Source organism: Pseudomonas sp. Irchel 3A18 (assembly GCF_900187465.1).
GTDB classification, from domain to species: Bacteria; Pseudomonadota; Gammaproteobacteria; order Pseudomonadales; family Pseudomonadaceae; genus Aquipseudomonas; species Aquipseudomonas cichorii.
In genome coordinates this window covers 54,509-66,297 of sequence record NZ_FYDI01000010.1, presented here as the reverse complement: position 1 = coordinate 66,297, position 11,789 = coordinate 54,509, and the positions used below count along the sequence as shown (strand labels likewise).

The following is an 11,789-nucleotide window of genomic DNA, read 5'->3' as shown; positions in this document are numbered from 1 at the left end:
GTGGCGATTCGTTCTGCCGCTTTCTCGGTCAGGCAACTGGCTGTCTAAACAAGACCAGGATCGTTGAATTGACGTGAGTTGGGTCCGGGCCTGTATGGGGCTCAACGAGTTTGGCAAGGCTCAGGAGGGTCTTGCCGAACGTCCTCAAGAGTGCGGAAGAATTATGGCAAAGCGTGATTATTATGAAGTGTTGGGGGTGGAGCGGGGTGCCAGCGAGGCTGAGCTGAAGAAGGCTTATCGCCGCCTTGCGATGAAGCACCACCCAGACCGCAACCCTGATGACAAGGCTGCGGAAGAGCTGTTCAAAGAGGCCAATGAGGCCTATGAAGTTCTGTCCGATGCCAGCAAGCGTGCGGCATACGATCAGTACGGCCACGCCGGCATAGACCCGAGCATGGGTGGCGGTGGTTTCGGTGGCGGCGCTGGCGGTGCGAACTTCTCCGATATTTTCGGTGACGTGTTCAGCGACTTCTTCGGTGGTGGCCGTGGTGGTGGCGGTCGTGGCGGCGCACAGCGCGGTAGCGATCTGCGTTACACCCTGGAACTGGACCTCGAAGAAGCGGTTCGCGGTACGACCGTGAATATCCGTGTTCCGACGCTGGTCAATTGCAAACCTTGCGATGGCAGCGGTGCGAAGAAAGGTTCTTCGCCGGTCACTTGTCCGACATGCGGCGGCATTGGTCAGGTGCGCATGCAGCAGGGGTTCTTCTCCGTGCAGCAAACCTGTCCTCGTTGCCATGGTCACGGCAAGATCATTTCCGATCCGTGCGATTCGTGCCATGGCGAAGGCCGTGTCGAAGAATCCAAGACCCTCTCGGTCAAGGTTCCGCCAGGTGTCGATACCGGTGACCGCATTCGTCTGTCCGGCGAAGGCGAGGTGGGCTCCCAGGGCGGGCCGACCGGCGACCTGTACGTTGTGATCAATGTGCGTGAACACGCCATTTTCCAGCGCGACGGCAAGCATCTGTATTGCGAAGTGCCAATCAGCTTCACTGACGCGGCGCTGGGTGGCGAGCTTGAAGTGCCGACGCTGGATGGTCGGGTCAAGTTGAAGATCCCTGAAGGCACCCAGACCGGCAAGCAGTTCCGCTTGCGTGGCAAGGGTGTGGCTCCGGTGCGTGGCGGCGGTGCTGGCGACTTGATGTGTCGTGTTGCGGTTGAAACGCCGGTCAACCTCGGCAAGCGTCAGCGTGAACTGCTTGAAGAGTTCCGTACTTCGCTTGAAGGCGACGACTCTCACTCTCCGAAAGCCAGTGGCTGGTTCGAGGGTGTGAAGCGTTTCTTCGGTGACTTGTAAGGGCTGACTGGGCAGGAGAAGGTTATGCGACGTATTGCTGTGGTAGGCGCCGCCGGGCGCATGGGTAAGACTTTGATTGAGGCGGTTCTGTCGGCGCCGGGCGCCGGGCTGACGGCAGCCATTGATCGTCCGGACAGCACGCTGGTGGGTGCTGATGCCGGAGAGCTGGCTGCGCTGGGTCGTATCGGCGTGCCGTTGTCGGGTGATGTTGCCCGGGTTGCCGATGAGTTCGATGTGTTGATCGACTTCACGCACCCTACGGTGACGCTCAAGAATCTGGCTTTCTGCCGCAAGGCGGGCAAGGCCATGATCATCGGCACCACGGGTTTCAGTGCTGAAGAGAAGCTGCAACTGGTTGAGGCAGCGAAAGAGATCCCTATCGTTTTCGCTGCCAACTTCAGCGTGGGTGTGAACCTCTGCCTGAAGCTGCTGGATACGGCTGCTCGCGTGCTGGGCGACGACGTCGATATCGAAATCACCGAAGCTCACCACCGTCACAAGGTCGATGCGCCTTCGGGTACTGCATTGCGTATGGGCGAAGTGGTTGCCGAGGCGCTGGGTCGTGATCTGGAAAAGGTCGCTGTCCATAGTCGTGAAGGTCAGACCGGTGCTCGTGATCGTCAGGCGATTGGTTTTGCGACCATCAGGGCTGGCGATATCGTGGGTGACCATACGGTCTTGTTCGCCGCTGATGGCGAGCGCGTGGAAATCACCCACAAGGCATCCAGCCGGATGACGTTTGCCAAGGGAGCCGTCCGGGCTGCCATGTGGCTCGATGGTAGGGCTCCTGGTCTTTATGACATGCAGGACGTGCTGGAGCTGCGTTGATTGTGAGTGCCGGATTCAGCCTTGTCGCATTCCGTGGGTTTTCGGGCTCATTGGTGGTAGACCAAAAAAGGCTTTTTCTGTAAGCTACAGCTTTAGTGTGTCCACTAAAAGCGCGCAGATGAATCTATAAGAAAGCGGGGTGACGTATCTACGTCATTCCGCTTTTTTGCAACCTGCGAACGCCCTTTCAGGCTTTATTTACGGGAGGTCTTCTTGACTAAGCCAGCCATACTTGCCCTTGCTGATGGCAGCATTTTTCGCGGCGAAGCCATTGGAGCCGACGGCCAGACCGTTGGTGAGGTGGTGTTCAACACCGCAATGACCGGCTATCAGGAAATCCTTACCGATCCTTCCTATGCCCAGCAAATCGTTACTCTGACTTACCCGCACATCGGCAACACAGGCACCACGCCTGAAGACGCCGAGTCGAATCGCGTCTGGTCCGCAGGCCTGGTTATCCGTGACCTGCCTCTGGTCTCCAGCAACTGGCGTAACAAGCAGCCTCTGGACGAATACCTCAAGGCCAACAACGTTGTTGCCATCGCAGGTATCGATACCCGCCGTCTGACCCGCATCCTGCGTGAGAAAGGTGCTCAGAACGGCTGCATCATCGCCGGTGACAACATTTCCGAAGAGGCCGCAATCGCAGCCGCTCGCGGCTTCCCGGGCCTCAAGGGCATGGACCTGGCCAAGGAAGTCAGCACCAAGGAAAGCTACGAGTGGCGTTCCAGCGTCTGGAGCCTGAAAACCGACAGCCACCCTGAAATCGCCGCTGCCGAGCTGCCGTACCACGTCGTGGCCTACGACTACGGCGTCAAGGTCAATATCCTGCGCATGCTGGTCGAGCGCGGTTGCCGCGTTACTGTTGTTCCGGCGCAAACGCCTGCCAGCGATGTACTGGCCTACAGCCCAGACGGTGTTTTCCTGTCCAACGGCCCTGGCGACCCAGAGCCATGCGACTACGCCATCAAGGCCATCAAGGAAGTCCTGGAAACCGAGATTCCGGTTTTCGGTATCTGCCTGGGTCACCAGTTGCTGGCTCTGGCTTCCGGCGCCAAGACGGTAAAAATGGGTCACGGCCACCACGGTGCCAACCACCCGGTCCAGGATCTGGACACCGGCGTCGTCATGATCACCAGCCAGAACCACGGTTTTGCGGTTGATGAATCGACTCTGCCGAGCAACGTTCGCGCTATCCACAAGTCGCTGTTTGACGGCACCCTGCAAGGTATCGAGCGCACCGACAAGAGCGCCTTCAGCTTCCAGGGTCACCCTGAAGCAAGTCCGGGTCCAAATGACGTGGCTCCCCTGTTTGACCGCTTTATCGAAGCCATGGCCAAGCGACGCTGACCGGCTGCCTTGAGAATGTAGTAAGCACGTGCCCAGGGTGGCCCCGGATAATGAATCCGGTTGTCGCCACCCAGGTCACCGCAAAGAAATGTTCAAGACGGCTTGCCGACTGACCTACGGATTTGAGTGACAACCCCATGCCAAAACGTACAGATATTAAAAGCATCCTGATTCTCGGCGCCGGTCCTATCGTGATCGGTCAGGCCTGTGAATTCGACTACTCCGGCGCCCAGGCCTGCAAGGCACTGCGCGAAGAGGGTTACCGCGTCATCCTGGTGAACTCCAACCCGGCGACCATCATGACCGACCCGGCCATGGCCGACGCGACCTACATCGAGCCGATCAAGTGGCAGACCGTTGCCAAGATCATCGAAAAAGAGCGTCCGGATGCAGTACTGCCTACCATGGGCGGCCAGACTGCACTGAACTGCGCACTGGATCTGGAGCGCGAAGGCGTTCTGGAGAAGTTCGGCGTTGAAATGATCGGCGCCAATGCCGACACCATCGACAAGGCCGAAGACCGTTCGCGTTTCGACAAGGCCATGAAATCCATCGGTCTGGAATGCCCGCGCTCCGGCATTGCCCACACTATGGAAGAAGCCAACGCAGTTCTCGAAAAACTGGGCTTCCCTTGCATCATCCGTCCATCGTTCACCATGGGCGGCACCGGTGGCGGTATCGCCTACAACCGTGAAGAGTTTGAAGAAATCTGCGCTCGTGGTCTGGATCTTTCGCCGACCAAAGAGCTGCTGATCGACGAATCGCTGATCGGCTGGAAAGAGTACGAAATGGAAGTTGTCCGCGACAAGAAGGACAACTGCATCATCGTCTGCTCCATCGAAAACTTCGACCCGATGGGCGTGCACACCGGTGACTCGATCACTGTTGCGCCAGCACAGACCCTGACGGACAAGGAATACCAGATCCTGCGTAACGCCTCCCTGGCTGTTCTGCGCGAGATTGGCGTCGAAACCGGCGGTTCCAACGTGCAGTTCGGTATCTGCCCGGACACTGGCCGCATGGTCGTGATCGAGATGAACCCACGGGTTTCCCGCTCCTCCGCGCTGGCCTCCAAGGCTACCGGTTTCCCGATTGCCAAGGTCGCTGCCAAACTGGCGGTCGGCTACACCCTCGACGAACTGCAGAACGACATCACCGGCGGCAAGACCCCGGCGTCCTTCGAGCCGTCCATCGACTACGTCGTGACCAAGCTGCCGCGCTTTGCCTTCGAGAAGTTCTCCAAGGCCGACGCTCGCCTGACCACTCAGATGAAGTCGGTCGGTGAAGTCATGGCTATCGGCCGTACCTTCCAGGAATCCCTGCAGAAAGCCCTGCGCGGTCTGGAAGTCGGCGTCTGCGGTCTCGATCCAAAGCTGGATCTGAGCCATCCGGAAAGCATGAGCACCCTCAAGCGCGAGCTGACCGTTCCGGGTGCAGAGCGCATCTGGTACGTCGCCGACGCTTTCCGTGCTGGTCTGACCGTCGAAGAAATCTTTGAAATGAACATGATCGACCCTTGGTTCCTGGTGCAGATCGAAGATCTGATCAAGGAAGAAGAAAAGGTCAAGACCCTGGGTCTTTCGGCCATCGATCGTGATCTGATGTTCCGCCTCAAGCGCAAGGGCTTCTCCGATGCGCGTCTGGCCAAGCTGCTGGGCGTTACCGAAAAGAACCTGCGTACTCATCGTCAGAAGCTGGAAGTGTTCCCGGTCTACAAGCGCGTCGACACCTGCGCTGCCGAGTTCGCGACCGACACCGCTTATCTGTACTCGACGTACGAAGAAGAGTGCGAGGCCAACCCGTCGACTCGTGACAAGATCATGATCCTGGGTGGCGGTCCTAACCGTATCGGCCAGGGCATCGAGTTCGACTACTGCTGCGTACACGCGGCTCTGGCGCTGCGCGAAGACGGGTACGAGACCATCATGGTCAACTGCAACCCGGAAACCGTTTCTACCGATTACGACACGTCCGACCGTCTGTACTTCGAGCCTGTCACTCTGGAAGACGTTCTGGAAATCGTGCGCGTCGAGAAGCCTAAAGGCGTCATCGTCCAGTACGGCGGCCAGACCCCTCTGAAACTGGCTCGCGCCCTGGAAGCTGCTGGCGTGCCGATTATCGGCACCAGCCCTGACGCCATCGACCGTGCAGAAGATCGTGAGCGCTTCCAGCAGATGGTTGAGCGCCTGAACCTGCGTCAGCCGCCAAACGCCACCGTGCGCAGCGAAGACGAAGCCATTCGTGCCGCCGCAAAAATCGGTTACCCGCTGGTTGTGCGTCCATCCTACGTACTGGGCGGCCGGGCGATGGAAATCGTCTACCAGGAAGAAGAGCTTAAGCGCTACCTGCGTGAAGCCGTTCAGGTTTCCAACGATAGCCCGGTCTTGCTGGACCACTTCCTGAACTGCGCCATCGAAATGGACGTCGATGCTGTCTGCGACGGTACCGATGTCGTGATCGGTGCGATCATGCAGCACATCGAGCAGGCGGGCGTTCACTCCGGTGACTCCGCATGTTCGCTGCCGCCTTACTCGCTGCCGGCTCACATCCAGGACGAGATGCGCGAACAGGTCAAGAAAATGGCTCTGGAGCTGGGCGTTGTCGGTCTGATGAACGTTCAGCTGGCGTTGCAAGGCGAGGACATCTACGTCATCGAAGTGAACCCGCGTGCATCCCGTACCGTGCCTTTCGTGTCCAAGTGCATCGGTGTTTCCCTGGCGATGATCGCTGCTCGCGTCATGGCGGGTAAAACCCTGAAAGAGCTGGGTTTCACCAAGGAAATCATTCCGAACTTCTACAGTGTGAAAGAGGCGGTCTTCCCGTTCGCCAAGTTCCCTGGTGTTGACCCGATCCTCGGCCCAGAGATGAAGTCGACCGGTGAAGTGATGGGCGTGGGCGACACCTTCGGTGAAGCTTTTGCCAAGGCCCAGGTTGGCGCCAGCGAGATTCTGCCGACAGGTGGTACTGCATTCATCAGCGTGCGCAATGACGACAAGCCTCTGGTGGCCGGCGTCGCTCGCGACCTGATCAACCTCGGTTTCGAGATCGTGGCGACCGCCGGTACGGCCAAGCTGATCGAAGCTGCTGGCCTGAAGGTGCGTCGCGTCAACAAGGTGACCGAAGGTCGTCCACACGTGGTCGACATGATCAAGAATGACGAAGTCACTCTGATCATCAACACCACAGAAGGCCGTCAGTCCATCGCTGACTCCTACTCCATTCGTCGTAACGCCTTGCAGCACAAGATTTACTGCACCACTACTATTGCTGCAGGCGAAGCCATCTGCGAAGCGCTCAAGTTCGGTCCGGAAAAGACCGTGCGTCGCTTGCAGGATCTACATGCAGGACTGAAGGCATGATCAAATACCCAATGACTGTCCAGGGCGCTCGCGCCCTGGAAGAAGAGTTGACGCATCTGACCAAGGTGATTCGTCCAAAACTCAGCCAGGACATCGGTACTGCGCGTGAGCTGGGCGATCTCAAGGAAAATGCCGAATACCATGCTGCCCGCGAGCAGCAGGGTATGGTCGAGGCGCGGATCCGTGATATCGAAGGCCGCATGCAGAATGCGGTCATCATCGACGTCACTACCATTCCTCATACCGGGAAGGTGATTTTCGGGACGACTGTCCAGATCGCCAACGTTGAAACCGACGAGTCTGTGACCTATCAGATCGTGGGTGAAGATGAGGCCGATATCAAGCTGGGCAAAATTTCCGTTGGTTCGCCTATCGCCCGTGCATTGATTGCCAAGGAAGAGGGCGATGTGGTGACGGTGAAAACGCCTAGCGGTGTCATCGAGTACGAGATCGTTGAAGTCCGTCACGTTTGATGGGTTGCGCCCGTTTCCAGCGGGCGCAATAGTCTGGCAGCTTGTCCAGACCTTATGGGTGGGCGGGCTGGTCCTTTTGCACCTGGCGACATTGGCGGTGCTCGATCAGACAGGCCTTGCGCCGCTGTTCATCGATCAGTTCGCCAATCGTGCGAGTGCTCTGCTGGTAGCTTTTGCGGCAGCCTGTGTGGTGTTGCAACTGACGTTGCTGGTTCGCTTCGAGCGTCTGGCAAGTGTCTGGCGGGATTTTCGCGGGCAATTGCTTTCAATTGCATTGTTGTCGTCAGCGGCTTATTACGTGCTGCGGCACTGGTTTGCCGGTGCATTGCACTGGCAACTGCTGAGTTATCTGGTGCTGGCATTGAGCGGCTTGTTGCTGGTCTTGCAGCCGGTGCCGGGAAGGAGCAGCAGGGCGCGCTGAAGGCGCCCTGGCTTTTAAAATCAGCTTGCGCGGTGGACGTTGGACAGTTGCTTGTTTACCTTTGGGTTCTTGCGATAGATCAGCGCCATTTTGCCGATGACCTGTACGAGGTCCGCTGAACCGGCCTTGCAGAGTTCTGCAATGGTCTGAAGGCGGCTTTCGCGATCGAGGATATTGAGTTTGATCTTGATCAGCTCGTGATCGCTCAGTGCGCGCTCGAGTTCGGCGAGCACACCTTCAGTCAAACCATTGTCAGCCACTATCAATACTGGTTTCAGATGGTGGCCAATGGATTTGTATTGTTTCTTCTGCTCTTGAGTGAGCGGCATAATCTGACCCCTGCGTCTGATCTTGTAAAAAAGCGGCGGCCAGTTTACCCGAGCGAGTCCGGGACCGCCCAGTTAATCACGACTCGTTTTATTTTTGAGGTGCCCCGTGGCCCGTTCCAAGACAAGCCATAATTGGCTCAAAGAACACTTTGATGACAAATACGTCAAAATGGCGCAGAAGGACGGCTACCGTTCTCGTGCCAGCTACAAGCTCCTGGAGATCCAGGAGAAGGACAAGATTATCCGTCCGGGCATGACGGTCATCGACCTGGGCGCGGCTCCAGGCGGGTGGTCGCAGGTGACCAGTCGTCTGATTGGTGGTCAGGGTCGCCTGATTGCGTCCGATATTCTGGAGATGGACAGCATCCCCGATGTGACCTTCATCAAGGGTGACTTCACCGAGGACGCCGTTCTCGCTCAAATTCTGGAAGCTGTAGGTAATACACAGGTAGACCTTGTGATTTCCGATATGGCCCCCAATATGAGTGGATTGAGCGCAGTGGACATGCCTCGGGCAATGTTCCTGTGTGAGCTGGCTCTGGATCTTGCCGGTCGGGTCTTGCGCCCGGGTGGCGATTTTCTGATCAAGGTCTTCCAGGGTGAAGGCTTTGATGTGTACCACAAGGATATTCGCAAGCTGTTCGACAAGGTGCAGATGCGCAAGCCATTGTCGTCGCGCGACAGGTCCCGTGAGCAATATCTGCTGGCTCGCGGTTTCCGCGCAGTCGAAGGCGCTGCCAGTGATGAGCGTCTTTGAGGGCGGTCGATAGGTTTTTTCAAATGGCTATGCGGATGGCGCATGTATGACCATCATGTAGTCAAAGTTTCACAAAGGGTTACAGACGGTGCCTGCCACATCTGTAGGTTCTGTAGTAAGTTAGGCCGGTGAATATCATGCGAGGCACGCTTCCTGCGTGGAGCTTGCTTCAGAGGGTAGCTAATTGAACGATATGGCAAAGAATTTGATCCTGTGGTTGATCATCGCGGCAGTCCTTGTGACGGTGATGAACAACTTCTCCAGCCCGAACGAGCCGCAGACCCTCAACTACTCCGAGTTCATCCAGCAGGTCAAGGATGGCAAGGTCGAGAAGGTTTCCGTGGACGGCGCTGTCATTACAGGCAAGCGCAGTGATGGCGACACCTTCAAGACCATCCGCCCGGCCATTGCAGACAACGGTCTGATTGGTGATCTGGTCGATAACAATGTAGTGGTCGAAGGCAAACAGCCTGAGCAGCAGAGCATCTGGACCCAGTTGCTGGTAGCCAGCTTCCCGATTCTGGTCATCATTGCCGTGTTCATGTTCTTCATGCGCCAGATGCAAGGTGGCGCGGGCGGCAAGGGCGGCCCGATGAGCTTCGGCAAGAGCAAGGCGCGCCTGCTTTCCGAAGATCAGGTGAAGACGACCCTGGCCGATGTGGCGGGTTGTGATGAGGCCAAGGAAGAAGTGGGCGAGCTCGTCGAGTTCCTGCGCGATCCGGGCAAGTTCCAGCGTCTGGGCGGTCGTATTCCTCGCGGCGTGCTGATGGTCGGTCCTCCGGGTACCGGTAAGACCTTGCTTGCCAAGGCGATTGCCGGCGAAGCGAAAGTGCCGTTCTTCACCATTTCCGGTTCCGACTTTGTCGAAATGTTCGTGGGTGTTGGTGCAAGCCGTGTCCGTGACATGTTTGAACAAGCCAAGAAGCACGCACCGTGCATCATCTTCATCGACGAAATCGATGCTGTGGGTCGCCATCGTGGCGCCGGCATGGGTGGCGGTCATGACGAGCGCGAGCAAACCCTCAACCAGTTGCTGGTCGAGATGGACGGCTTTGAAATGAACGATGGCATCATTGTCATCGCGGCCACCAACCGTCCTGACGTACTGGATCCGGCCTTGCTGCGTCCAGGTCGTTTCGACCGCCAGGTGGTTGTAGGTTTGCCGGACATTCGTGGTCGCGAGCAGATTCTCAAGGTTCACATGCGTAAAGTGCCGATGGGCGAGGATGTGAATCCTGGGGTCATCGCTCGTGGTACGCCGGGTTTCTCGGGTGCTGACCTTGCCAACCTGGTCAACGAGGCTTCCCTGTTCGCAGCCCGTGCCGGCAAGCGCATCGTTGAAATGAAAGAGTTCGAGCTGGCCAAAGACAAGATCATGATGGGCGCCGAGCGCAAGAGCATGGTCATGTCCGAGAAGGAAAAACAGAACACTGCCTACCACGAAGCGGGTCACGCTATCGTTGGTCGTCTGGTGCCTGAGCATGATCCGGTCTACAAGGTGTCGATCATTCCGCGCGGTCGTGCGCTGGGTGTGACCATGTTCCTGCCAGAAGAAGATCGTTACAGCCTGTCCAAGCGTGCCCTGGTCAGCCAGATCTGCTCCCTTTACGGCGGTCGTATCGCTGAAGAAATGACGCTGGGCTTCGACGGTGTGACCACTGGCGCTTCCAACGACATCATGCGTGCAAGTCAGATTGCCCGGAACATGGTGACCAAGTGGGGGTTGTCGGAAAAGCTCGGTCCGTTGATGTATTCCGAAGATGAAGATTCAGGTTACCTGGGTCGTGGCGGCAGCCAGAACTCGAACTTCTCTGGCGACACTGCCAAGCTGATCGATCTGGAAGTGCGCAGCATCATCGATCACAGCTATAACACCGCCAAACAGCTTCTCACTGACAACCGTGACAAGCTGGATGCGATGGCTGATGCACTCATGAAATATGAGACCATCGATTCGGATCAGATCGATGACATCATGGCAGGCCGACCTCCGCGTGAGCCGCGGGACTGGGAAGGCGGTTCGGGTACCAAAGGCACGCCTGTACCGGATGCCCGCCCGGAAGCTCCGATCGGCGGTCCTGCTGCTGAACATTAAGGTCTGACATGACTTCTACGCTGTACCCGACCCGGTTGCCTTGCGGCAACCGGGTTCTTGATTTGGCCCGTACGCACGTGATGGGCATTCTCAACGCAACTCCAGACTCATTCTCGGATGGCGGTCGTTACAGTCAGCTCGATGCTGCCTTGCGTCATGCCGAGGCCATGGTGCTGGCTGGTGCAACCCTGATCGATGTCGGTGGCGAGTCAACTCGTCCTGGTGCGCCTCCTGTTTCTCCTGCCGAGGAGCTTGAACGGGTCGCGCCGGTAGTAGAAGCTATCGGCCGCGAACTCGACGTCATTGTCTCGGTTGATACCTCTACGCCTGAGGTAATGCTCGAAACGGCTCGTCTCGGGGCGGGGCTCATCAACGATGTGCGCTCGCTGGGTCGTCCCGGCGCTCTGGAGGCTGCCGCTCGGACAGGTTTGCCCGTGTGCCTGATGCACATGCTTGGCGAGCCGGGCAATATGCAGGATGACCCGCGTTACACCGATCTGGTGGGTGAGGTCAGTGCCTTTCTGCAGGAGCGAATGACTCAGTGTGCGGCGGCAGGTATCGATCGTGAGCGGATCATCCTTGATCCCGGTTTCGGTTTTGCAAAGACGCTGGATCACAACCTGAGCCTGTTCAAACACATGGAGGTCCTGCATGCCCTGGGGCGTCCGTTGCTGGTCGGGGTGTCGCGCAAAAGCATGATCGGTACCGTGCTGGGTCGTCCCGTCGGGGAGCGCCTTTACGGCGGTCTGGCTTTGGCTGCTCTGGCGATGGCCAAAGGGGCTCGAATTCTACGTGTGCACGATGTCGCCGAAACGGCTGATGTGGTGCGCATGATTGCAGCTGTCGAATCGGCTGAGTAAGAAACTGTGGAGCAGCATTT

General features: G+C 57.8%; 10 protein-coding genes. 9 read left to right on the top strand and 1 reads right to left on the bottom strand.

Annotated elements, in window-relative coordinates; translation table 11 throughout:
* Positions 1-163: 163 nt before the first annotated feature.
* The 6 genes from dnaJ to CKW23_RS18865 all read left to right on the top strand — a co-directional run bounded on the left by dnaJ (position 164) and on the right by CKW23_RS18865 (position 7,728).
* Complete coding sequence (dnaJ, locus tag CKW23_RS18890) at positions 164-1,297, top strand: molecular chaperone DnaJ (RefSeq protein ID WP_025258488.1); 1,134 nt, start codon at positions 164-166, stop codon at positions 1,295-1,297.
* A 24-nt stretch (positions 1,298-1,321) separates the two neighbouring features.
* Positions 1,322-2,125, top strand: coding sequence for a 4-hydroxy-tetrahydrodipicolinate reductase (gene dapB, locus CKW23_RS18885; protein WP_025258489.1), 804 nt, complete (start codon positions 1,322-1,324; stop codon positions 2,123-2,125).
* 213 nt (positions 2,126-2,338) lie between these two features.
* Complete coding sequence (gene carA, locus CKW23_RS18880; RefSeq protein ID WP_025258490.1) at positions 2,339-3,475, top strand: glutamine-hydrolyzing carbamoyl-phosphate synthase small subunit; 1,137 nt, start codon at positions 2,339-2,341, stop codon at positions 3,473-3,475.
* A 137-nt stretch (positions 3,476-3,612) separates the two neighbouring features.
* A complete protein-coding gene (carB, locus tag CKW23_RS18875; protein ID WP_025258491.1) occupies positions 3,613-6,834 on the top strand; it encodes a carbamoyl-phosphate synthase large subunit in 3,222 nt (1,073 codons plus the stop codon).
* Complete coding sequence (gene greA, locus CKW23_RS18870; protein WP_025258492.1) at positions 6,831-7,307, top strand: transcription elongation factor GreA; 477 nt, start codon at positions 6,831-6,833, stop codon at positions 7,305-7,307. The genes carB and greA overlap by 4 nt, the downstream gene beginning before the upstream one ends.
* Positions 7,308-7,365: 58 nt before the next feature.
* Entirely contained in the window at positions 7,366-7,728 is a 363-nt protein-coding gene (locus CKW23_RS18865; RefSeq protein WP_371856577.1) for an MFS transporter, read from the top strand.
* A 20-nt stretch (positions 7,729-7,748) separates the two neighbouring features.
* On the opposite strand, the gene CKW23_RS18860 is transcribed toward CKW23_RS18865, so the two are convergent.
* A complete protein-coding gene (locus CKW23_RS18860) occupies positions 7,749-8,057 on the bottom strand; it encodes a YhbY family RNA-binding protein (protein WP_025258493.1) in 309 nt (102 codons plus the stop codon).
* 106 nt (positions 8,058-8,163) lie between these two features.
* Between CKW23_RS18860 and rlmE the strand changes: the two genes are divergently transcribed.
* From rlmE to folP, 3 genes are all read left to right on the top strand, one after another.
* Positions 8,164-8,814, top strand: a complete 651-nt coding sequence (gene rlmE / locus CKW23_RS18855) for a 23S rRNA (uridine(2552)-2'-O)-methyltransferase RlmE (RefSeq protein WP_025258494.1) — start codon at positions 8,164-8,166, stop codon at positions 8,812-8,814.
* Positions 8,815-9,007: 193 nt separating this feature from the next.
* Entirely contained in the window at positions 9,008-10,909 is a 1,902-nt protein-coding gene (gene ftsH / locus CKW23_RS18850) for an ATP-dependent zinc metalloprotease FtsH (protein WP_025258495.1), read from the top strand.
* Positions 10,910-10,917: 8 nt separating this feature from the next.
* Complete coding sequence (gene folP / locus CKW23_RS18845) at positions 10,918-11,769, top strand: dihydropteroate synthase (RefSeq protein WP_025258496.1); 852 nt, start codon at positions 10,918-10,920, stop codon at positions 11,767-11,769.
* Positions 11,770-11,789: the final 20 nt, after the last annotated feature.

Coding starts and splice junctions, on each gene's coding strand:
- dnaJ (WP_025258488.1), top strand. CDS start 164: ATGGCAAAGCGTGATTATTATGAAGTGTTGGGGGTGGAGCGGGGTGCC.
- dapB (WP_025258489.1), top strand. CDS start 1,322: ATGCGACGTATTGCTGTGGTAGGCGCCGCCGGGCGCATGGGTAAGACT.
- carB (WP_025258491.1), top strand. CDS start 3,613: ATGCCAAAACGTACAGATATTAAAAGCATCCTGATTCTCGGCGCCGGT.
- greA (WP_025258492.1), top strand. CDS start 6,831: ATGATCAAATACCCAATGACTGTCCAGGGCGCTCGCGCCCTGGAAGAA.
- CKW23_RS18860 (WP_025258493.1), bottom strand. CDS start 8,057: ATGCCGCTCACTCAAGAGCAGAAGAAACAATACAAATCCATTGGCCAC.
- ftsH (WP_025258495.1), top strand. CDS start 9,008: ATGGCAAAGAATTTGATCCTGTGGTTGATCATCGCGGCAGTCCTTGTG.
- folP (WP_025258496.1), top strand. CDS start 10,918: ATGACTTCTACGCTGTACCCGACCCGGTTGCCTTGCGGCAACCGGGTT.